This is a genomic window from Kribbella sp. NPDC026596, from assembly GCF_040638415.1.
In the GTDB taxonomy this organism is placed as follows: Bacteria; Actinomycetota; Actinomycetes; order Propionibacteriales; family Kribbellaceae; genus Kribbella.
Genome location: NZ_JBEZYF010000062.1, coordinates 1 through 22631 on the forward strand (window position 1 = coordinate 1; position 22631 = coordinate 22631).

Here is a 22631-nt window from a genome sequence, read left to right on the forward strand (position 1 = left end):
CGGGCCTTCGGCGCCGGCAGGGTCATGGGGCCTTGGCTCCCGGCCTTCCCTCGTCACTCCAGTCGCTGCGCTCCCTGCGCTCCTCAGTCCAGGCCGGGAGGCCCCATGACCACGAACCCGGCCATCGAGACCTTTCGTGAGTATGCGAAGGACCGCCGGGTCATCCCGGTGACGCGGCGGCTGCTGGCTGACGCGGAGACGCCGATCGGGGTCTACGGCAAGCTCGCGGCCGAGCGTGAGGGCACCTTCCTGCTCGAGTCGGCGGAGAACGGCGGCGTCTGGTCGCGCTACTCGTTCATCGGCGTCCGCTCCGCCGCGACGCTGACCGAGCGCGACGGCGAGGCGCTCTGGACCGGCCACCCGCCCGTGGGTCTGCCACAGAGCGGTGACCCGCTGCGGGTGCTCCGCGAGACCGTGGAGATCCTGCACACGCCCCGGCTGCCGGACCTGCCCCCGCTCACCGGCGGCATGGTCGGCTTCCTCGGGTACGACGCCGTCCGCCGGCTGGAACGGTTGCCGGACACAACGACCGACGACCTCGGCCTGCCCGAGCTCACCTTCCTGTTCGCCACCGACCTGGCCGCCCTCGACCACGAGACCGGCGAGATCTGGCTGATCGCGAACGCGGTCAACTGGGACGACTCCGACGAGCGCGTCGACGAGGCGTACGCCGACGCCGTCCGCCGGCTCGACGCGATGGAGGCGGACCTCGCCCAGCCGACCCCGTCGTACGTCGTCCGCGCGAATCGGACCGCGGAGCCGGACCCGTACCGGCAGCGGTCGAGCGCGGAGTACCGGGAGGCGGTCGAGCACGCCAAGGAGGAGATCCGGGCCGGCGAGGCGTTCCAGATCGTCGTGTCCCAGCGGTTCGAGCTGCAGACCACGGCGTCCGCGCTCGACATCTACCGGGTGCTGCGTCGCTCCAACCCGAGCCCGTACATGTACCTGGTCCGCCTGGACGGCTTCGACATCGTCGGCTCGAGTCCCGAGGCGCTGGTCAAGGTCACCGACAACAAGGTGATCCTGCACCCGATCGCCGGCACCCGCCGCCGCGGCGCGACGCCGGAGGAGGACCACGCGCTCGAGGCAGAGTTGCGCGCCGACGCCAAGGAGCGCGCCGAGCACCTGATGCTGGTCGACCTCGGCCGCAACGACGTCGGCCGGGTCTGCGCGCCGGGCACGGTCGAGGTGGTCGACTTCATGGACGTCCGCCGCTACAGCCACGTGATGCACCTGGAATCGACCGTCACCGGGCAGCTCGCGGCCGGCAAGACCGCGTTCGACGCGCTCACCGCCGCGTTCCCGGCCGGAACGTTGTCCGGGGCACCGAAGCCGCGGGCGATGGAGATCATCGACAAGCTCGAGGTGACGCGCCGCGGGGTGTACGGCGGAGTCGTCGGCTACCTGGACTTCGCCGGTGACGCCGACACCGCGATCGCCATCCGGACCGCGGTGCTGCGCGGCTCCACGGCGTACGTGCAGGCCGGTGCGGGAATCGTTGCCGACTCCGACCCGGCCGCCGAGGACGCGGAGTGCCGGACCAAGGCGGCCGCCGTGCTGAATGCGATCGCGGTCGCGGGAACGTTCAGTGACGTATGAGGGACGTATGAGGCCACAACGGCTGGTCGACCTCCTCGCGCTGGTGGCGCTGGTTCTGCTCGGGTTGTCGGCGTACCTGACGTGGTCGTCGGCCGGTCCGGGCAGCGGACGGCCGGTCGTGGACTTCAACGGCTACACCGTCACCAAGGCACCGGTGACCCTCGCACTGGCGTCGGTGGTCGCGATCGTCGTAACGAAACTGGCCGGGACCGTATTGCGTCGCGTGCTGGCCGCTCTCGTGCTGCTGATGGGCGCCGCCGCGATCGGCGTTGCGCTGCGGGTGCGACCGGACGTGGACGAGCTGAGCCGGATCCGGCCGGAGCTGAGCCAGGCGGTCACCGATCGGGTCACGCTGGACGGTGGGCCGGCGCCTTGGTTCGCGCTGGCCGGGGGACTGGCCTTGGTCGCGGCAGGCCTGATCGCTTTGCTGACAGCGGGAAGGTGGCGCCGGCCGACGGCGCGGTACGAGCGTGATCCAGCCGCGGCAGCGTCGGATGAAGGAGCCGATCAGTGGAAGGCGATCGACGCCGGGGAGGACCCGACTCTCTGATCGCGGCGGGCTACCGCCACAATAGGACGGGACGACGACGAGGAGTGGCGCCAATCATGGACAATACGGTGGCTGATCAAGGGGCGGACCAAGCAGCGCCGCGGGTGAGCGAGGAGGCTCCCCACGATCTGCACGGCAACAGCCCGGCGGCCTGGACCGCGGTGACCATCGTGCTGATCGCGTTCACGGTCGGCGCGATCGCGATGGTGCTCGGCCCGAACTGGGTGTTGTTCTGGATCTCGGTCGCGATCGCCGTACTGGGGGCGCTGACCGGCAAGGTCATGCAGCTGCTGGGCTTCGGGGTCCCGGCCCACGGCGACCACTGAGGGGCGGACGGACATGACTGTGCTTGACGACATTCTCGCGGGGGTCCGGGAGGACCTCGCGGAGCGCCAGGCGCGGGTCAGCCTGGACGATCTGAAGCAGGAGGCCCAGCGCAAGCCCGATGCCAAGGACCCGATGCCGGTGTTCCGCGGTGACGGGATCGCGATCATCGCCGAGGTGAAGCGGTCCAGTCCGTCCAAGGGCGATCTGGCCGAGATCACCGACCCGGCCGCGCTGGCCGGTGAGTACGAAGGCGGTGGCGCGGCCGCGATCTCGGTGCTGACCGAGCGGCGCCGGTTCAACGGCAGCCTGGACGACCTGCGTGCGGTCCGGGGCCGGGTCGACGTCCCCGTGCTGCGCAAGGACTTCATCGTCTCGTCGTACCAGCTCTGGGAGGCCCGTGCGGCCGGCGCCGACATGGTGCTGCTGATCGCCGCGGCGCTGGAGCAGGAGGCATTGGTCTCGCTGATCGAGCGGGCGCACTCGATCGGCCTGTGCCCGCTGGTCGAGGTGCACGACGAGGAGGAGACCCGGCGTGCGGTGGACGCCGGAGCTCAGCTGATCGGCGTGAACAACCGGAACCTTAAGACCCTCGAGGTCGACCGGACCACCTTCGCCCGGGTCGCTCCGACGATCCCGTCCCACCTGGTCCGGGTGGCGGAGTCCGGAGTCCGCGGGCCGCATGATGTAATCGAGTTCGCGCGCGCCGGGGCCGATGTCGTCCTCGTCGGTGAAACCCTGGTGACCGGCCGCGATCCGCGCGCCTCGGTCGCCGACCTCGTCGCCGCCGGATCGCACCCCGCCATCCAGCAGGCCCGGTAGCACCCCGCGCCGTCAGCCGGCCCGGGGCACCACACCCCCGCGCCGGCGGCGTGGGGTATTTGGAAGGCTTGTACGGATGACAACTGTGCTGCCCGACCAGCTCGGGCACTTCGGCCGTTTCGGCGGCAGGTTCATGCCGGAGGCGCTGATCGCGCCGCTCGACGAGCTCACCACGGCCTGGCACGAAGCCATGGCCGACCCGGAGTTCACCGGTGAGTTCGAGCGGATGCTGCGCGAGTACATCGGTGCTCCGAGCCTGCTCTACGACGCGACCCGGCTGTCCGATGTCGCCGGTGCCCGGATCCTGCTGAAGCGCGAGGACCTCAACCACACCGGCGCACACAAGATCCGCAACGCGATCGGCCAGGCGCTGCTGACCAAGCGGATGGGCAAGACCCGCGTGATCGCCGAGACCGGCGCCGGCCAGCACGGCGTCGCGACCGCGACCGCGTGCGCCTACCTGGACCTCGAGTGCGTGGTCTACATGGGCGAGGTCGACACCGAGCGGCAGGCGCTGAACGTGGCGCGGATGAAGCTGCTCGGCGCCGAGGTGATCTCGGTCAAGACCGGCAGCCGGACGCTGAAGGACGCGATCAACGAGGCCCTGCGGGACTGGGTCGCCAGCGTGGACCAGACGCACTACATCCTCGGTACGGCGGCCGGTTCGCATCCCTTCCCCGCGATGGTGCGTGACTTCGTCCGTGGCATCGGCGACGAGGCCCGGGAGCAGTCGCTCGCGTTGCTGGGCAAGCTCCCGGACGCCGCGGTCGCCTCGGTCGGCGGTGGGTCGAACGCGATCGGCCTGTTCACCGCGTTCATCCCGGACGCGGACGTGAAGCTGTACGGCATCGAGCCGGGCGGCGACGGGTTCGAGACCGGCCGGCACGCGGCCACGATCACCGCCGGGCAGGTCGGCGTACTGCATGGTGCGCGGTCGTTCCTGCTGCAGGACGAGGACGGTCAGACGATCGAGTCGCACTCGATCTCGGCCGGCCTGGACTACCCCGGTGTCGGTCCCGAGCACGCGTGGCTGGCCGAGACCGGGCGCGCGTCGTACCGGCCGATCACCGACGCCGAGGCGATGGAGGCGTTCAAGCTGCTGTCGCGGACCGAGGGGATCATCCCCGCGATCGAGTCCGCGCACGCGGTCGCCGGCGCGGTCGACATCGCCAGGGAATTGGGGCCGGAGGCAACCATTCTGGTGAACCTGTCCGGTCGCGGGGACAAGGACATGGACACGGCCGTCTCGTGGTTCGGCCTGATCGACTCGGAGACCGCTGGTGAGTGAATTGGTTGCCCTGGGCAAGGCCGGGGCCGCGATCCGGAAGGCGAACGACGCGGGCCGCGGCGCCCTGGTCGGGTACCTGCCGGCGGGCTTCCCGACGTACGACGGTGGCGTGGACGGGATCAAGGCGCTGATCGACGGTGGCGTCGACGTGGTCGAGGTCGGCCTGCCGTACAGCGACCCGGTGATGGACGGCATCACCATCCAGCGCGCCACCGAGGTGGCCCGGGCCGGTGGGCTGCGGACCCGCGACGTCCTGAGCACGATCGAGAAGGTCGCGGCGTACTCCGATGTCCCGGTGCTCGTGATGACGTACTGGAACCCGGTCGAGCGGTACGGCGTGGACCGGTTCGCAGCGGACTTCGCCGGCGTCGGGGGAGCGGGGCTGATCACGCCCGACCTGATCCCGGACGAGGGCGCGGAGTGGATCGCGGCCGCCGACAAGAACGACCTGGACAAGGTCTTCCTGGTCTCGCCGTCGTCGACCGACGAGCGGATCGCGATGACCACGGCTGCCTGCCGCGGTTTCGTGTACGCGACCGCTGTGATGGGAGTCACCGGTGCGCGGGACAAGCCGTCGGATCTCGCGGCGCCGCTGGTGGCCCGGGCGAAAGCGGTGACCGGCCTGCCGATCGGCGTCGGCCTCGGAATCTCGAACGCGGACCAGGCGGCCGGTGTGGCAGCGTTCGCGGACGCGGCGATCGTCGGCGCGGCACTCGTCAAGGCACTCGAAGACGGCGGCCCGGCCGGTGTGCGAAAGCTCACCGAAAGCCTCGCCGAAGGCGTCCGCAGGGAACCCAGCGCCGCCGCCGGTCGTTAGACACGCCGTGAGTCGAACCCGAAACGCGGCCCTTCTCCTGGCCGCGGTGGCTCTGCTCGCCCTCGCGGGCTGCAGTGGCGGCAAAGAGAAGGCGGACAACCCCGGCGGTGCGATCATCCGCACCACGCAGAACCCGAACGGTCTGCGCGGTGCGACGCTGGACCGTCCGTACTCGTTGCCCGCGGCCACCCTGACCGACACCGGCGGGAACCCGTTCAACCTGGTCACCTCGACCAAGAAGCCGGTCACGCTGGTGTTCTTCGGTTACACGAACTGCCCGGACGTGTGCCCGACAGTGATGGCCGACGTGGCGTCCGCGCTGACCAAGCTGGACGAGCCGGTGCGGGACCAGGTGCAGTTGCTGTTCATCACCACCGACCCGTCCCGGGACACCGGCCCGGTGATTCGTAAGTACCTGGACCGGTTCGACCCGTCGTTCGTCGGGCTGACCGGTTCGCTGACGTCGATCAAGGACATCGCGAAGGCTGTCGGCGTACCGGTGGAGGGGATGCAGAAGCTTCCTTCCGGTGGGTACGAGGTCGGCCACGGTGCGCAGGTGATCGGCTTCGGCAAGAACGACAAGGCGAACGTGCTCTGGTTGTCGAACGCCGCCATCGGCGACCTGGCCCACGACTTCGGGAAGCTGGTGGAGGACAACCAGTGACGGTTCGACCCTGGTTCGAATGGGTCTCGCTGGGAGCGCGACTGGTGCTGGGCGGTGTGATGCTGGTGGCCGGCGCGCTGAAGGTGACCGATCCGGAGACGGCTGCTCAGGCGGTCCGCGCGTACGAACTGCTGCCGTCGTCGCTGGCGGCGCCGGTCGGCTGGGGGCTGCCGTTCCTGGAGATCGCGATCGGATTGCTGTTGATCGTCGGTTTCGGTGTCCGCGCCGCGGCGGTGGCCGCGGGTGTTTTCATGGTCGTGTTCATCGCCGCGGTGGCCTCCGCCTGGGTCCGCGGCCTGGCGATCGACTGCGGCTGCTTCGGCGGCGGTGGCCAGGTCGCCCCGGGGCAGACGAAGTACCTGCAGGAGATCCTGCGGGACGTCGGCTTGCTGGCCCTGGCAGCCTGGTTGTGGTGGCAGCCCACCAGTAAGTTCGCCCTCGAGTCCGATTCGCACAGCCCGTCAGGAGTCACCGCGTCGTGAGCAAGACCAAAGCCCCCGTGAATCCGCTGGTGCAGCAGCCGAAGCGACGGATCACACCCGGGATCATCGTGGTGATCGTCCTGGTGCTCGCTCTCGGCGGCGGCGTCGGGGTGCAGTACTGGCGCGGGCACTCCAAGGTCGAGGTGACCTCGACCGGGAAGATGGAGCCGGCCGTGATCACCGGACCGGGGACGTCCGGCAAGGGCGTCACCGTCGGCAAGGCCGGCGCCAAGGCGCACATCGACCTGTACCTGGACTTCCGCTGCCCGCACTGCGCGGAGTTCGAGGAGTCGACCGGCGCGACCATCGACAAGCTGGTCGAGGACGGTACGGCGACGCTGACCTACTGGCCGCTCGCCTTCGTCAACCCGGACGCCTCACCGCGGCTGGCCAACGCGTTCGCCGCCGCGGCCGCGAACGGCAAGGCGCTCACCTACGCCGACGAGATGTACGGCGACTTCTCCAAGTCGTGGACCACCGACCAGCTGATCGAGCTGGGAAAGCAGCTGGGCATCGGCGACGCGAAGTTCCAGCAGGCGCTGCAGGACAACACGTACGCCGGTTGGCTGGACACCGTCTCGAAGGCCTCGGACGACCGCGGCGTGACCGGGACGCCGACCGTCTACGTCAACGACAAGCAACTGGGAGCCGACCAGCTCACCGCCGACGGCCTGCAGAAGGCCGTGGATGCGATCGCGAGCTGACGCACCGAGTCCCCATCGTGACCATGAGTTTCTGGCCGTGCTGGGACGGGTCGAGTAGCGTTCCTGGTTGCCATGTCTAGTCTGATTCCCGCCGTGATGGTTCCGGCGTTCATCCCCAGCCCGAGCCAGGGTGTCTGGCACGTCCTCGGCCTGCCGATCCGCGCGTACGCGCTGTGCATCCTGGCCGGTATCTTCATCGGTTACTGGCTCGGCCGCCGCCGCTGGGTCGCCCGCGGCGGCTCGCCGACCGTGCTGGCCGACATCATGTTCTGGGCCATCCCGTTCGGGCTGGTCGGGGCGCGGATCTACCACGTCATCACCGACGCCGAGCTGTACTTCGGCGCGGGCCGGCACCCGATCGACGCACTGAAGATCTGGCACGGCGGACTGGGCATCTGGGGTGCCGTCGGCTTCGGCGCGCTCGGCGCCTGGATCGCCTGCCGGCGCGCCAAGGTGCCGTTCCTGGCGGTCGCGGACGCGATGGCGCCGGGGATCGCGCTGGCACAGGTGTTCGGGCGGTTCGGCAACTACTTCAACCAGGAGCTGTTCGGCAAGCCGACGACCAGGCCGTGGGGCCTGGAGATCGCCCCCGAGCACCGGCCGGACGGGTTCGCCGACTTCGCCACGTTCCACCCGACCTTCCTGTACGAAGCGATCTGGAACCTCGGCGTGGTCGTGCTGGTCATCCTGGTCGACCGCCGCTACAAGCTGGGCCACGGCCGCGCGTTCTTCCTCTACGTGGCCGGCTACACCGCGGGCCGCGCCTGGATCGAGAACCTGCGCATCGACACGGTCAACCACTTCCTCGGCCTCCGCCTGAACGTGTGGACCGCCCTCATCCTGTTCGTCCTCGCCGTCGTCGCCTTCATCATCAGCGCCCGCAAGTACCCCGGCCAGGAAGACCTCACCACCGGCCCCGCCGCCGGCAAGCCCACCGCGGACGCGGCGACGCCGGAAACGGCGGACGACGAGCAGGCAAGCACCGACGAATCAGCTGATACTGAAACGACGGACGCCGTACCGGACAAACCAAAGGTCGAGGCGACCAACGGTTCTGAATCAGATGGGTCTCGTGACTGACCTTCCCGAGGTTTCTGCCGAGCACCACGGAGATCACACCCACCGTGATGTGAACGGCGGCTGGCTGCGACCGGCCGTCTTCGGCGCCATGGACGGCCTGGTCTCGAACTTCGCCCTGATCGCGGGCATGGACGGCGGTACGACGTCCGGCTCGCAGGTGATCGTGCTCGCCGGGCTGGCCGGCCTGGCCGCCGGCGCGTTCTCGATGGCGGCCGGGGAGTACACCTCGGTCGCCTCGCAGCGTGAGCTCGCCCGGGCCGAGATCGAGGTGGAGCGCAAGGAGATCCAGCGGCACCCGATCGACGAGGAGATCGAGCTCGCCGAGACCTACCGCGCCAAGGGCCTCGACCCGGACCTGGCCAGCAAGGTCGCCAAGCAGTTCCACACCGACCCGGACCAGGCGCTGGAGGAACACGTCCGCGAGGAGCTCGGCATCGATCCGCACGACCTGCCGAACCCGTTGCTCGCGGCCGCGTCGTCGTTCGTCTGCTTCGCGGTCGGCGCGTTCATCCCGCTGGCGCCGTACCTGCTCGGTGCGGGCAGCGTCGTACCGGCCCTGATCCTGTCGCTGACCGCCCTCTTCGTCTGCGGCGCGGTCGTGTCGAGGGTGACCAGCCGGTCCTGGTGGTACTCCGGCCTCCGCCAGCTGATCCTCGGCGGCCTGGCCGCGGGCCTCACCTACTTCGTCGGAACGCTGGTCGGACCCGGAATCTAGGCCTTGAACAGCCCGCTGTAGGCGTTGAGCGCGGGCTGGCCGCCGAGGTGCGCGTAGAGGACGTTGGAGTCCTTCGGGATGTCGCCGTTCCGGATCAGGTCGATCAGGCCGGCCATCGACTTCCCCTCGTAGACCGGGTCGATGATCATCCCCTCGAGCCGACCGGTGAGCCGGATCGCGTCCAGCGTGGACTGCACCGGGATGCCGTACCGGTCACCGGCCCAGCCCTCGAGCACGGTGATCTCGTCGTCGCGCAGGTCCCGGCCGAGGTCGATCAGCTCCGCGGTGGCGCGCGCGATCCGCTCGACCTGGTCGCGGGTCTCCTGCAGCTTCGCGCTCGCGTCGATGCCGATCACCCGCCGCGGCCGGTCCTGGCCGGCGAACCCGGCGATCATCCCGGCCTGCGTCGACCCGGTCACCGCGCAGACGACGATCGTGTCGAAGAAGACGCCGAGCTCGCGCTCCTGCTGCTCGACCTCGTAGGCCCAGTTGGCGAACCCGAGCCCGCCGAGCCGGTGGTCCGAGGCTCCCGCCGGGATCGCGTACGGCGTACCTCCGCGCCGCTCGACGTCCGCGAGGGCTTCCTTCCAGCTGTCCTTGAACCCGATCCCGAACCCGGCCGGATCGAGCCGGACCTCGGCACCCATGATCCGGCTCAGCAGGATGTTGCCGACCCGGTCGTTCAGCGCGTCCGGCCAGTCGACCCAGTTCTCCTGCACCAGCACGGCCTTCAACCCGACCTTCGCCGCGACCGCCGCGACCTGCCGGGTGTGGTTGGACTGATACCCACCGATCGACACCAGCGTGTCGGCCCCCTGCGCCAGCGCGTCCGGGATCAGGTACTCCAGCTTCCGCGTCTTGTTCCCGCCGTACGCCAACCCGGAGTTGCAGTCCTCCCGCTTGGCCCAAACCCGCGCCCCACCAAGCTCGGCACTCAGCCGCTCGAGCAAGTGCACCGGGCTAGGCCCGAACGTCAATTGGTACCGCGGAAAGTCGTTCAGTGTCATAGATTCCTCCCGTGTTCCCTGGCGAGATCGTCGTACTCCCGGCCACCTACCTCAACCACCTGGGCACCATCTTCGCCCGCTTCGACACCCAGGACTCCGGCAACGTCGCGTACGGCGTCCAAACCCCCGACCACAAGTACTTCGTCAAGACCGCGGGCGACCCCATGGACAGCACGCCGTACCTCGACTTCGACGGCCGAGTCGCCCTCCTCCGCAACGCCGTGGAGCTCGCCGAGTCCGTCACCCACGCCACGCTGCCCACCCTGCATGCCGTGATCGAGTCCTCGTCCGGCCCGCTCCTCGTCTACGACTGGCGCGACGGCGAACACCTGGGCAACGACCGCGACCACCCCGCCAGCGCTCACCAACGCTTCCGCGCCCTCCCGCCGAGCGAGATCCTCGCCGCCCTCGACGAGCTCTACGACCTGCACACGAAGCTCGACGCCGCAGGCTGGGTCGAGGGCGACTTCTACGACGGTGCGCTCCTCTACGACTTCGGCGCGCGCCAACTCACCGTCATCGATCTCGACACCTACCGCCGCGGTCCCTTCCGCAACACCATGGGCCGCATGTTCGGCTCCACCCGCTTCATGGCCCCCGAACAACACTCCCTCGGCGCCCCCATCGACACCCGCACCACGGCCTACGTCCTAGCCCGCACCGCCCTCGTCCTCCTCCCCGAACCCCCGCCCCCGCTCTACGCCGTCCTCCAAGAAGCCACCACCACCCGCTACCCGACCTATCAGACCTTCCACCAGGCATGGCTGGCAGCCCGCGGAGCCTGACGACTCCAGCGGCCGGGGTCCCCGAACCACCGTTGCGCCGTACCGATGGACGGGTAGTGGTCGAGCGCTGCGGCGTCTGGCTCGCCTGTGTTAGCCGGTGTCGGGCGGCATCTGACGACCACTACCCGTTCGTCCGTACGCAGCACGCCTATGCGATGTGGCCGGCGGCTTCCTCCACCACGTTTGACAGCATCAGGAACTGGTTGACGTGGTTGCCGGGGGTTGGCTGGGTCAGGGACCAGGCGGCGCGAGAGACCGTGGTGTAGGCCGCGATCAGGGTGACTCCACGCCGTACGACGTCTGTGTTGCCGGCGTGGGCTGCCAAGAGGTCGTCGAGTGGGGTGTTCCCGGCTAGCAAGAGGCAGGCCAGGTCGAAGCCCGTCGGGGCAAGGCCGAACTGTTCCCAGTCGATGGCGAGTACGTCGTCGCTGTCGCGGCCGATCAGGTTGATCGGATGCGCGTCTCCATGCGACGGCGTTCGCGGTACGTCCCTGGCAACCCACGACGGCTCCGTCACCGAAGACCGCGCAAACCGGCCCAGAGCAGCAGCCAGAGCGACTGGAGTCCACGGTGCCGGTGGTACGTACGCCATCCGGAGGGTGATGCCCGTGGGATCGCGTTCGACGGCCAGACACGCCGGCGAGCGGAGGCCTGGCGTCGTGGCGACGACGCCAGACTCGGCGACCAGCGCCTGGCGTTCCCAGTAGGCGTGGTGGCGGGGGTCCTGGATGCCGGGGACGAGGCGTTTGACCACCTGCTCGTCGGGTGTCAGCCATACGCCGCCGGTGGCTTGGCCAGTGCCGGCGGTCAGCGGTTGCCAGTCGGGGGAGGGCTGCCAGGGCATACGTGTGGCTTACCAGGAGGCAGGCGTCTCAGCAGGTGAATTTCAGGGGGCATGGGTGGTTGCGGGGCGGGGTTGCTGGGAAGATTAGGGCTGGTAGTGAGCGCTTGCTTACTGTGGGTTATCAGGGCGTTGTGACGGTGGGACGAGCGTCCATCTGTCGGGCGTCATGAGGTAGTCTCGGGACTCCCGGCTTGGGCCAATGTTGTCCCGCGGCCAGTTGTTGACCGTAGGACGACGGGAGCCCCTGAATGTTTGGTCGCCCCCCATTCCCGAGCGAGGGACTCTACGACGGGCAGCACGAGCACGATGCTTGTGGTGTCGCTTTCGTCGCGACCCTGACCGGTGAACCGAGCCACGACATCGTGGCCAAGGCTTTGACCGCCCTGCGCAACCTCGAGCATCGCGGCGCCTCGGGTGCCGAACCGGACTCCGGCGACGGCGCCGGCATCCTGATCCAGATCCCGGACGCGTTCTACCGCAAGGTGTGCGAGTTCGAGCTGCCGGCCAAGCACAGCTACGCCGCCGGCATCGCGTTCCTGCCCGCCGAGGCCGACGACGCGGCCAAGGCGATCGACCGGATCGAGGAGCTCGCGGCCGAGGAGAACCTGACCGTCCTCGGCTGGCGGGACGTCCCGACCAGCCCGGACCTGCTCGGCGCGACCGCACGCTCGGTGATGCCGACGTTCAAGCAGCTCTTCGTCGCCGCGAAGGCCGGCCGGGTGCTCGGCCTGGCGCTGGAGCGGATGGCGTTCCGGCTGCGGAAGCGGGTCGAGAAGGAGACCGAGACCTACTTCCCGTCGCTGTCCGGCCGGACCATCACCTACAAGGGGATGCTGACCACCGACCAGCTGGACAAGTTCTTCCCCGAGCTGACCGACCCCGACTTCGCCTCGGCGATCGGCATCGTGCACTCCCGGTTCTCCACCAACACGTTCCCGTCCTGGCCGCTGGCCCACCCGTACCGGTACATCGCCCACAACGGTGAGATCAACACCGTCCAGGGCAACCGGAACTGGATGCGCGCCCGCGAGGCGCTGCTGTCCAGCGACCTGATCCCCGGCGACCTCGAGCAGCTCTACCCGATCTGTACGCCGAGCGCCTCCGACTCGGCCTCCTTCGACGAGGTCCTCGAGCTCCTCCACCTGGGCGGCCGCTCACTGCCGCACGCGATGCTGATGATGATCCCGGAGGCGTGGGAGAACGCCACCACGATGGATCCGAAGCGGCGCGCCTTCTACGAGTTCCACTCGACGCTGATGGAGCCGTGGGACGGCCCGGCCTCGGTGGTCTTCTCCGACGGCACCAAGGTCGGCGCGGTGCTCGACCGCAACGGCCTTAGGCCATCGCGGTACTGGGTGACTGATGACGGTCTCGTCGTGCTCGCGTCCGAGGCGGGCGTTCTCGACATCGACCCGGCCACCGTCACCGAGAAGGGCCGGCTCGAGCCGGGCCGGATCTTCCTGGTCGACGTCGACGCGCACCGGATCATCACCGACTCCGAGGTGAAGAACGCGCTCGCCACCGAGCATCCGTACGACGAGTGGCTGCATGCCGGCCTGATCCGGTTCGAGGACCTGCACGAGCGTGAGCACGTCGTCCACAGCCACGCGTCGGTGACGCGGCGCCAGCAGGTGTTCGGGTATACCGAGGAGGAGCTGCGGGTCATCCTGACCCCGATGGCGAAGGCCGGTGCCGAGCCGATCGGCTCGATGGGCACCGACACGCCGATCGCCGTGCTGAGCGACCGGCCGCGGCTGTTGTTCGACTACTTCGCGCAGCTGTTCGCCCAGGTCACCAACCCGCCGCTGGACGCGATCCGCGAGGAGCTCGTGACGTCGCTGTCGTCGAGCCTCGGCCCGGAGTCGAACCTGCTCAACCCGAGCCCGGCGTCCTGCCGACAGGTGGTGATCCCGTTCCCGGTGATCACCAACGACGAGCTCGCCAAGCTGCGGCACATCAACCTCGACGGCGACATGCCGGGCCTGGCCACCACGGTCCTGCGCGGCGTGTACGACGTCGAAGGCGGCGGAGAGGCTTTGCGGGCACGGCTCGCGGAGATCTGCGCCGAGGCCGACGCGGCGATCAAGGAGGGCGCCCGGATCCTGGTGCTGTCCGACCGGCACTCCAACGCCGACAGCGCGCCGATCCCGTCGCTGCTGCTGACCGCCGCGGTTCATCACCACCTGGTGAGGGAGAAGACCCGCACCCAGGTCGGTCTGGTGGTCGAGGCAGGTGACGTCCGCGAGGTCCACCACGTCGCGCTCCTGATGGGGTACGGCGCCGCCGCGATCAACCCGTACCTCGCGCTGGAGTCGGTCGAGGACCTGTGCCGCCGCGGCACCTACCTGCCGGGCATCGACCCCGAGCAGGCGGTCCGCAACGTGGTGAAGTCGCTCGGCAAGGGCGTGCTCAAGGTCATGTCGAAGATGGGTGTCTCGACGGTCGCGTCGTACACCGGCGCCCAGATCTTCGAGGCGAACGGGCTGTCCCCGTTCCTGGTCGACATCTACTTCACCGGTACGTCGTCGAGGCTCGGCGGCGTCGGCTTGGACACGATCGCCGAGGAGGTACGCCGCCGGCACCTGCGCGCGTATCCGGCCGACGGGATCCTGCCCGCGCACCGCAAGCTCGAGATCGGCGGGGAGTACCAGTGGCGGCGTGAGGGTGAGCCGCACCTGTTCGACCCGGACACCGTGTTCCGGCTGCAGCACAGCACCCGGACCGGGCGCTACGACATCTTCAAGCAGTACACCGCTCGCGTGGACGAGCAGTCCGAGCGGCTGATGACGCTGCGCGGGTTGTTCGGCTTCAAGAGCGACCGCGGGCCGATCTCCGTCGACGAGGTCGAGCCGGTCAGCGCGATCGTCAAGCGGTTCTCCACGGGTGCGATGAGCTATGGCTCGATCAGTGCCGAGGCGCACACCACGCTGGCGATCGCGATGAACCAGCTCGGCGGCAAGTCGAACACCGGTGAGGGCGGCGAGGACTCCGACCGTCTGCACGACCCGGCGCGGCGGAGCTCGATCAAGCAGGTCGCGTCCGGGCGCTTCGGTGTCACCTCGGAGTACCTGACGAACTCCGACGACATCCAGATCAAGATGGCGCAGGGTGCCAAGCCGGGCGAGGGTGGCCAGCTGCCCGGCAACAAGGTCTACCCGTGGGTGGCGAACACCCGGCACTCGACGCCGGGCGTCGGCCTGATCTCGCCGCCGCCGCACCACGACATCTACTCGATCGAGGACCTGGCCCAGCTGATCCACGATCTGAAGAACGCCAACCCGCAGGCGCGCATCCACGTGAAGCTCGTCTCCGAGGTCGGCGTCGGTACGATCGCCGCCGGTGTCTCGAAGGCCCACGCGGACGTCGTACTGATCTCCGGTCACGACGGTGGTACCGGTGCGGCGCCGCTGACGTCGCTGAAGCACGCCGGTGGTCCCTGGGAGCTCGGACTGGCCGAGACCCAGCAAACCCTGCTGCTGAACGGATTGCGCGACCGCATCGTCGTACAGACCGATGGCCAGCTGAAGACCGGCCGGGACGTGGTCATCGCGGCGCTGCTCGGTGCGGAGGAGTACGGCTTCGCCACTGCGCCGCTCGTGGTGTCGGGCTGCATCATGATGCGGGTCTGCCACTTGGACACCTGCCCGGTCGGCGTCGCGACCCAGAACCCGGTGCTGCGCGGGCGGTTCTCGGGCAAGCCCGAGTTCGTGGTGAACTTCTTCGAGTTCATCGCCGAGGAAGTCCGCGAGTATCTGGCCGAGCTCGGCTTCCGGTCGCTGGACGAGGCGATCGGGCACGCCGAGGTGCTGGACATCCAGCGCGCGGTCGACCACTGGAAGGCCGACGGGCTCGACCTGTCGCCGATCCTGCATGTGCCGGCGCTGCCCGAGGGCGCGTCGCGTCACCAGGTCGTCGGCCAGGACCACGGCCTCGACAAGGCGCTCGACAACGAGCTGATCCGGATCTGCGAGCCCGCGTTGGAAAGCGGCGAGCCGGTACGGGCGCAGTTGGCGATCCGCAACGTCAACCGGACCGTCGGCACGATGCTCGGTCACGAGATCACCAAGCGGTACCGGGCGGCCGGGCTGGCCGACGGCACGATCGACCTGACCTTCACCGGATCGGCGGGCAACTCGTTCGCCGCCTTCGTCCCGAACGGCGTCACGCTGCGGCTCGAGGGTGACGCCAACGACTACGTCGGCAAGGGGCTGTCCGGTGGTCGCGTGGTGATCCGTCCGGACCGCCACGCGCGGTTCGACGCGGCCGACCAGATCATCGCCGGCAACGTCATCGCGTACGGCGCGACGTCCGGTGAACTGTTCATCAGTGGTGGCGTCGGGCAACGGTTCTGCGTCCGGAACTCCGGTGCCACCGCGGTCGTCGAGTCGGTCGGCGACCACGCCTGTGAGTACATGACCGGTGGGCGCGTCGTCGTACTCGGCGCCGTCGGCCGGAACTTCGCGGCGGGCATGTCGGGCGGCGTGGCCCACGTGCTCGACCTGGACCACACCTTGGTGAACCCGGAGCTGGTGGATCTGCACCCGGCGACCGAGGACGAGTCCGAACTGCTGCACGACCTGGTCCGCCGGCACCACGAGGAGACCGGTTCGGAACGGGCGGCCAAGCTGCTCGCCGACTGGCCCGAGGCGGCCACCAGGATCACCACGGTGATGCCTCGCGACTACGCCCGGGTGCTGGCGGCCAAGGCGGCCGCCGAGCGGGACGGGCTGGACGAGGACGCCACCACGCGAGCGATGATGGAGGCCATCTGATGGCTGACCCGAAGGGATTCCTGACCACCCAGCGGGAGGTCGCCGAGCGGCGGCCGGTCGACGAGCGGGTGCAGGACTGGAAAGAGGTCTACCCCGGTGGGCCCGGCAAGGCACTGCTGCCGATCATCACCAAGCAGGCCGGTCGCTGCATGGACTGCGGCATCCCGTTCTGCCACAACGGCTGCCCGCTGGGCAACCTGATCCCGGAGTGGAACGACCTGGTCTGGCGCGACGACTGGTCCAGTGCGATCGAACGGCTGCACGCGACCAACAACTTCCCGGAGTTCACCGGCCGGCTCTGCCCGGCGCCGTGCGAGACCTCGTGCGTACTCGGGATCAACCAGGACCCGGTGACGATCAAGAACGTCGAGGTCGCGATCATCGACAAGGCCTGGGAGTCCGGTGACGTCCGGCCGCAGCCGCCGGAGTGGCTGACCGGCAAGACGATCGCGGTCGTCGGTTCCGGCCCGGCCGGTCTGGCCGCCGCGCAGCAGCTGACCCGCGCGGGTCACACCGTCGCGGTGTACGAGCGCGCCGACGCGCCCGGCGGCCTGCTGCGGTACGGCATTCCCGAGTTCAAGATGGAGAAGGAGCAGGTCGACCGCCGGATCCAGCAGATGAAGGAAGAGGGCACGGTCTTCCGCTCCGGCGTGAACGTCGGCGTGGACGTGACCGGGACCCAGCTCAAGCAGCGGTACGACGCGGTCGTGATCGCCACCGGGGCCACCGCGGCCCGCGATCTGCCGGTGCCGGGCCGCGAGCACGGCGGGATCCACCAGGCGATGGAGTACCTGCCGCAGTCGAACCGGGCCTCGCTCGGCAAGCTGGTCGAGGACCAGATCGTTGCCACTGGCAAGGACGTGGTGATCATCGGCGGCGGCGACACCGGGGCCGACTGCCTCGGTACGGCGCACCGGCAGGGTGCCCGCTCGGTGACTCAGCTCGAGATCATGCCGCGACCGGGTGACGACCGCCCGGCCGGCCAGCCGTGGCCGACGTACCCGATGATCTACCGGGTCGCCTCGGCGCACGAGGAGGGTGGCGAGCGGGTCTACTCGGTCTCCACCGTCAACTTCGAGGCGGATGCCGAAGGCAACGTTTCGGGGCTGAACCTGGTCGAGGTGGAGTTCAAGGACGGCAGGTTCGTGCCGGTCGAGGGCACCGAGCGGACCATCCCGGCGCAGCTGGTGCTGCTCGCGATGGGCTTCCTCGGCCCGGAGCGCGAGGGCTTCCTCGAGCAGCTCGGCGTCGAGCTGGACGAGCGCGGCAACGTGAAGCGGGACAAGACGTACCAGACCTCGGTCGAAGGTGTCTTCGCCTGCGGCGACGCCGGTCGCGGCCAGTCCCTGATCGTCTGGGCCATCGCCGAGGGCCGGTCCTGCGCCAACGGCGTGGACACCCTCCTCACCGGCTCATCCACCCTCCCCACCCCCATCCCCCCGACCGCCCGCCCGCTGGCGGTCTGAACCAGTACCACCTTGAGCACCCACCAACCGGAATCCGTGACGTTGTGTGGTCGGCCGGTGCTCAAGGTGGTGCATCCCGATAGGTTGGGAGTGTGGCTACGCGCCTGGTGACCCGAGCCCGGCTCCGTGCGATCGCGCCGTGGGCCGCACTCAGCCTGCTCTGGCTGGTCATCTCGGCCGCGGTCGGTCTGTTCGCGTTCGCCAACGACTCCGAGCGGGTCACGATCGGCGCCCACGCGGCGACCGTGTCACCGACCTTCGACGGGCACGCCACTGTCGACCTCGGCGCCGTCCTGCCCCGGCTGCGGATCGCCGCCCACAATCCGTTCGGCCTCGGCGTCAACATCGATGTGCAGGAGACCGACGCCGACAACCTCACCGATCTGATCAACCGCGACGCCCTGATCGCCTCCCAGCCCGACGGTGAGATCGCGCGGATCCAGCAGGTGGTGCGGGACATGGCGGTCGACGACTTCCTGGCCGGCGCCGGTTCCGGTCTGCTCGTGGTCGTGGTCGCGGCGACCCTCTGGGCCGTGATCGGCGCCCGGCGGCGCCGCGAGTTGTGGCACCTGGTGCACCGGCACGAACGACGCGTCGAGCACCGCGCGATCGTCGTCCTGGTCGCGATGCTGATCACGATCGCGTCGATCTTCGGCCCGGCCCGGATGCGGCCGGCCGACGTACCGCCGACGGCGTGGCGCCCACTCGCCGAGTTGCTGCCCGAGATCCCCCTGGACGAGCGGCTGCAGGGGGTCGAGGTCGCGGCCGGGTTCTCCACCACGGGTGGGGTCGGGGTGATCCGTACGGCGGTCGAGACGTACCAGCGATCCACCCGGTTCTACGGTCAGCTGAAGGACCGGGTCGGGGACGTCGCCGGCGAGATCCATCAGCCCGGCGAAGGCCAGAAGGTCGCCATCCAGGTCAGCGACCGGCACGACAACATCGGCATCGACGGTTTCGCCGCAGAGGTGGCCAAGGCGGCCGGCGCGAAGCTCCTGATCGACGCCGGGGACGACACCTCGTCGGGCCAGGCCTGGGAGGTGTTCAGCATCAACTCGTTGCGCCAGCACTTCAAGGACTTCAAGGTGGTCGCCGTGGCGGGCAACCACGACGCCGGTGGCCACGTCGAGAACGCCATGCGCAAGAACGGTTTCACGGTGCTGGACAGCAAGCCGGTCGATGTCGAGGGCATTCGGTTCCTCGGCGACAGCGATCCGACCAAGACCGGCCTGGGCAGTGCGGACCAGCCCGGCGACGAGACCACCTCCGAGCAGTCGAAGCGGCTGGCGGACGTCGCCTGCGACCAGCCTGACGACAAGCGGATCTCGACCTTCGTGGTCCACGACCCGTCGTCGTTCGCGGACACCGCCGCCCGGGGCTGCGCGACCTTGCTGCTGTCGGGTCATCTGCACCGTCAGGTCGGCCCGGAGAGCAAGGTGGTCGACGATCGGCCGGTCACGACGTACACGAACGGCACGACCGGGGGAGCGGCGTACGCGTTCGCCCTCGGCTACACGTTGCGGCGGCCGGGTGAGGTCACCCTCATCACGTACCAGAAGGGGCAGCCGATCGGCCTGCAGACGGTCACCGCCGAACTGACCGGCGCCATCACGGTCGGGGCCTACACCCCCTTGCCTTCTTGACGATTCAGGCTTCGTCCCCTCTTGTCATCAGCTGTTAACTGTCCAGTAAGGGGGGCGGACCAGCGGGCGCAGTGGTTTGTAGGAGTAGGGTTTTGTGACGTGCGTCGCGCAAAGATCGTTTGTACGCTCGGCCCGGCTACGGCCGCCCCTGAGCGCATCCTGGAACTCGTCCAAGCAGGTATGGACGTCGCAAGACTCAACCTGAGTCACGGCGCCCATGCCGAGCATGAGCGGATCTATCAGCGGATCCGCACCGCAGCGGCCGAGACCGGCCAGAACGTCGGGATCCTCGTCGACCTGCAGGGTCCGAAGATCCGGCTGGCGGAGTTCGCCGAAGGCAAGGCCACCCTGACCTACGGCGAACGCTTCACCATCACCACCCGGGAGGTGCCGGGTGACGTGACCATCTGCGGTACGACGTACGACGGCCTGCCCGGTGACGTGAAGCCGGGCGACCAGCTGCTCATCGACGACGGCCGGATCGCGCTGGTCGCCGAGGAGGTGACCGAGACCGACGTGGTCTGCCGGGTCACCGTCGGCGGACCGGTGTCGAACCACAAGGGCATCAACCTGCCGGGTGTCGCGGTCAGCGTGCCGGCGATGTCGGAGAAGGACGCCGAGGACCTGCGCTGGGCGCTGCACCTGCCGGCCGACATGATCGCGCTGTCGTTCGTGCGCGACGCGTCCGACATCCAGCTGGTGCACAAGATCATGGACGAGGAGGGTCTGCGGATCCCGGTCGTCGCCAAGATCGAGAAGCCGCAGGCGGTCGCCAACCTGGACGAGATCATCGAGGCCTTCGACGGGTTCATGGTGGCCCGCGGCGACCTCGGCGTGGAGCTCCCGCTCGAGGAGGTCCCGCTGGTCCAGAAGCTGATCATCGACCAGGCCCGGCTGAACGCGAAGCCGGTGATCGTCGCCACCCAGATGCTGGAGTCGATGATCTCCGCGCCGCGGCCGACCCGGGCCGAGGCGTCCGACGTCGCGAACGCCGTACTCGACGGTGCCGACGCGGTCATGCTGTCCGGTGAGACCAGTGTCGGCCGGTTCCCGATCGAGACCGTCAAGACGATGTCCCGGATCGTGGAGTCGACCGAGGAGCACGGCCTCGGCCGGGTGGCCGAGATCGACTGGGAGCCGCGGACCAAGGGTGGCGTGATCGCCCGGGCCGCCGCGGACGTGGCCGAGCGGCTCGAGGCGAAGTACCTGGTGGCCTTCACCCAGTCCGGTGACACCGCGCTCCGCCTGGCCCGGTACCGAACCGAGATCCCGGTGCTCGCGTTCACGCCGGTCCCGTCGGTCAGCTCCTGGCTGAGCGTCGTCTGGGGAATCGAGACGCACATCGTCCCCACCGTCGACCACACCGACGAAATGGTCCGCCAGGTAGACCAGCGCCTCCTCGAACTCGGCAAGGTCAACAAGGGCGACCTCGTAGTCATCGTCGCCGGCTCCCCACCCAGCCTCCCCGGCTCCACCAACGCCCTCCGAGTCCACCGCATGGGCGACGCCATCGAAGGCATAGCCCCGGCGTACCGCAGCCCCAACCCGTAAACCACCTGATGTGAGGCGGACAGCCGATCCGGCTGTCCGCCTTTCGTCATTCGGGCAGGTTGTAGGCGACCGGGTGCAGCGGCTGGTAGACGCTCAGGCGGGCGCCGCTGGGCAGAGGGATGCTGGCGAGCCGGCCCCAGCGCTCCTCGGTGATGTCGCGCGAGACGTCGACCCCGGCATCGGCCAGCTTGTCGAAGAGCGCCTCGATGTCCTCACACATCAGATAGAACTCGTGCCGCTCGTCCCCATCACTCGGATGCACGGCAACCTCCGCCGGCGGCAACCGAAAGATCAACCACCCCGCCCCCGCATCCACATACGGAACCCCAGCACATCCGCAATAAACCCCCGATCAGCCCCCGCATCCCCGCTGTACAAAATCACATGAGCCCCAACAAACACGCCCCACTCCTCTCACCCTGACCCTTCACGGTACGACGGGCAGGTCCGGGCTTCCCGTTCGGGCACACGGGAGGAGGTGGACGGGACGGTGCTGGTGTCCCGCTCGGGCGATCGATCACACAGCGTGGTGGATCTGGTGTCCGCAACACACCCCGCGATCCGCCGGGCCCGATGAGCGCAGCAGGCCTCTGAGCGGATACAGTTCTCCTGCAACCTTGCCGGGTTGGTGGAATGGCAGACACGACGGACTCAAAATCCGTTGCTCGCAAGGGCGTGTGGGTTCGAATCCCACACCCGGCACAATCTGTCGGTGGCCGGCGTGAGCATGGGGCATGGCTCACTTCAGGTCGCAGGAGACAGTGGACTCCGCGTTGCGGATGTCGGACGAAGGCGTCAGCGATCGGGTGAACGCCGAGATCCACGGCGTGGCGATCAAGACGATCCGGCGATGGCGGCGGCTGTACCAGCGCCGAGGGCTGCCGCGAGGGACGGGCTTTCAGGGAACGCCGTGTCCACGGTGTGATGGGGCTGCGTTGGACGGGACGGCGTACGCGCTGTTGCTGGGGTGGTATCTCGGTGACGGGCACATCGCCCAGGCGAGGCGTGGGGTCTTCTGCCTGCAGATCGCCAACGATCTGAAGTATCCGGAGCTGAACCAGGAGATCGCGGCCACGATCAGATTGGTGAAGCCGACCGCGAGCCCGTGCCTCCGGAACGGGCAAGGCATGATCCGGATCGAGGCACGATGGAAGCACTGGCCGTGTCTGTTTCCGCAGCATGGTCCCGGGCTGAAGCATCTGCGGAAGATCGAGTTGGCGGACTGGCAGCGGGAGATTGTTGCCAAGTACCCCGAACAGCTTCTGCGCGGGCTCTTCCATTCGGACGGGTGCCGGTTCGTCAACTGGGCGAGCAAGCCCGGGAGGGAGCAGCGGTACTACTACGTGCGGTACATGTTCTCGAACGAGTCCGAAGACATCATCGGGATCCTCACCGAGGCGCTGGATCTGCTCGGGATTCCGTGGCGGAGACCGCGGCGGAACGTCGTCGCGGTGAGCCGGAAGGAGGGGGTCGCCGCGCTGGATGCCTTTGTGGGTCCGAAGAGCTGACGAGGGGTCG

Annotated in this window: 20 protein-coding genes and 1 tRNA gene; 18 read left to right on the plus strand and 3 right to left on the minus strand. The window is 68.9% G+C overall.

Features of this window, described 5'->3' with window-relative positions; translation table 11 throughout:
- The first annotated feature begins 105 nt into the window (after positions 1–105).
- The 11 genes from AB0E63_RS35800 (at position 106) to AB0E63_RS35850 (ending at position 9045) form a co-directional block, all read left to right on the plus strand.
- Positions 106–1599, plus strand: coding sequence for an anthranilate synthase component I (locus AB0E63_RS35800; RefSeq protein ID WP_360376027.1), 1494 nt, complete (start codon positions 106–108; stop codon positions 1597–1599).
- Between the two features lie 7 nt (positions 1600–1606).
- On the plus strand, positions 1607–2149 hold the full coding sequence (locus tag AB0E63_RS35805; RefSeq protein ID WP_360376030.1) for a Trp biosynthesis-associated membrane protein: 543 nt from the start codon (positions 1607–1609) through the stop codon (positions 2147–2149).
- Positions 2150–2205: 56 nt separating this feature from the next.
- On the plus strand, positions 2206–2475 hold the full coding sequence (locus tag AB0E63_RS35810; protein ID WP_360376033.1) for an HGxxPAAW family protein: 270 nt from the start codon (positions 2206–2208) through the stop codon (positions 2473–2475).
- Positions 2476–2488: 13 nt separating this feature from the next.
- Entirely contained in the window at positions 2489–3295 is an 807-nt protein-coding gene (gene trpC, locus AB0E63_RS35815; protein WP_360376036.1) for an indole-3-glycerol phosphate synthase TrpC, read from the plus strand.
- Between the two features lie 76 nt (positions 3296–3371).
- On the plus strand, positions 3372–4583 hold the full coding sequence (trpB, locus tag AB0E63_RS35820; RefSeq protein WP_360376038.1) for a tryptophan synthase subunit beta: 1212 nt from the start codon (positions 3372–3374) through the stop codon (positions 4581–4583).
- Positions 4576–5400, plus strand: coding sequence for a tryptophan synthase subunit alpha (gene trpA, locus AB0E63_RS35825; RefSeq protein ID WP_360376040.1), 825 nt, complete (start codon positions 4576–4578; stop codon positions 5398–5400). Before trpB ends, trpA begins: the two co-directional genes overlap by 8 nt.
- Before the next feature lie 7 nt (positions 5401–5407).
- The gene (locus AB0E63_RS35830) at positions 5408–6064 is read left to right on the plus strand and encodes an SCO family protein (RefSeq protein ID WP_360376042.1); all 657 of its coding nucleotides are present in this window, start codon (positions 5408–5410) and stop codon (positions 6062–6064) included.
- A complete protein-coding gene (locus tag AB0E63_RS35835; RefSeq protein WP_360376045.1) occupies positions 6061–6546 on the plus strand; it encodes a MauE/DoxX family redox-associated membrane protein in 486 nt (161 codons plus the stop codon). Before AB0E63_RS35830 ends, AB0E63_RS35835 begins: the two co-directional genes overlap by 4 nt.
- A complete protein-coding gene (locus tag AB0E63_RS35840; RefSeq protein WP_360376047.1) occupies positions 6543–7250 on the plus strand; it encodes a thioredoxin domain-containing protein in 708 nt (235 codons plus the stop codon). The genes AB0E63_RS35835 and AB0E63_RS35840 overlap by 4 nt, the downstream gene beginning before the upstream one ends.
- A gap of 72 nt (positions 7251–7322) precedes the next feature.
- Complete coding sequence (lgt, locus tag AB0E63_RS35845) at positions 7323–8330, plus strand: prolipoprotein diacylglyceryl transferase (protein ID WP_360376050.1); 1008 nt, start codon at positions 7323–7325, stop codon at positions 8328–8330.
- The gene (locus tag AB0E63_RS35850) at positions 8323–9045 is read left to right on the plus strand and encodes a VIT1/CCC1 transporter family protein (protein WP_360376052.1); all 723 of its coding nucleotides are present in this window, start codon (positions 8323–8325) and stop codon (positions 9043–9045) included. Before lgt ends, AB0E63_RS35850 begins: the two co-directional genes overlap by 8 nt.
- Here the strand turns inward: AB0E63_RS35850 and AB0E63_RS35855 are convergent.
- Positions 9042–10052 (minus strand): 1-aminocyclopropane-1-carboxylate deaminase, encoded by a 1011-nt coding sequence (locus tag AB0E63_RS35855; protein WP_360376054.1) that lies wholly within the window; start codon positions 10050–10052, stop codon positions 9042–9044. The genes AB0E63_RS35850 and AB0E63_RS35855 overlap by 4 nt on opposite strands.
- 11 nt (positions 10053–10063) lie before the next feature.
- On the opposite strand from AB0E63_RS35855, the gene AB0E63_RS35860 reads away from it, so the two are divergent.
- Positions 10064–10837 carry a hypothetical protein gene (locus AB0E63_RS35860; protein ID WP_360376056.1) on the plus strand — a complete coding sequence of 258 codons (774 nt, stop codon included), beginning with the start codon at positions 10064–10066 and terminating at the stop codon, positions 10835–10837.
- A gap of 148 nt (positions 10838–10985) precedes the next feature.
- Here the strand turns inward: AB0E63_RS35860 and AB0E63_RS35865 are convergent, their stop codons facing one another.
- Positions 10986–11681 (minus strand): phosphotransferase, encoded by a 696-nt coding sequence (locus tag AB0E63_RS35865; RefSeq protein ID WP_360376058.1) that lies wholly within the window; start codon positions 11679–11681, stop codon positions 10986–10988.
- Between the two features lie 248 nt (positions 11682–11929).
- Between AB0E63_RS35865 and gltB the strand changes: the two genes are divergently transcribed.
- From gltB to pyk, 4 genes are all read left to right on the plus strand, one after another.
- A complete protein-coding gene (gene gltB, locus AB0E63_RS35870; protein ID WP_360376061.1) occupies positions 11930–16453 on the plus strand; it encodes a glutamate synthase large subunit in 4524 nt (1507 codons plus the stop codon).
- On the plus strand, positions 16453–17919 hold the full coding sequence (locus tag AB0E63_RS35875; protein ID WP_360376063.1) for a glutamate synthase subunit beta: 1467 nt from the start codon (positions 16453–16455) through the stop codon (positions 17917–17919). Before gltB ends, AB0E63_RS35875 begins: the two co-directional genes overlap by 1 nt.
- A 92-nt stretch (positions 17920–18011) precedes the next feature.
- Positions 18012–19562 (plus strand): metallophosphoesterase, encoded by a 1551-nt coding sequence (locus AB0E63_RS35880; RefSeq protein WP_360376066.1) that lies wholly within the window; start codon positions 18012–18014, stop codon positions 19560–19562.
- A gap of 99 nt (positions 19563–19661) precedes the next feature.
- Positions 19662–21113, plus strand: a complete 1452-nt coding sequence (pyk, locus tag AB0E63_RS35885; protein ID WP_360376068.1) for a pyruvate kinase — start codon at positions 19662–19664, stop codon at positions 21111–21113.
- Between the two features lie 46 nt (positions 21114–21159).
- Here pyk and AB0E63_RS35890 read toward each other — a convergent pair whose 3' ends face one another.
- Positions 21160–21375 (minus strand): hypothetical protein, encoded by a 216-nt coding sequence (locus tag AB0E63_RS35890; protein WP_360376070.1) that lies wholly within the window; start codon positions 21373–21375, stop codon positions 21160–21162.
- A 357-nt stretch (positions 21376–21732) separates the two neighbouring features.
- On the opposite strand from AB0E63_RS35890, the gene AB0E63_RS35895 reads away from it, so the two are divergent.
- Positions 21733–21815 (plus strand) — tRNA-Leu (locus AB0E63_RS35895).
- Positions 21816–21847: 32 nt separating this feature from the next.
- Positions 21848–22621: a transcriptional regulator gene (locus AB0E63_RS35900; RefSeq protein ID WP_360376072.1), complete on the plus strand. Its 774-nt coding sequence runs from the start codon at positions 21848–21850 to the stop codon at positions 22619–22621.
- The last annotated feature ends 10 nt before the right edge of the window (positions 22622–22631 follow it).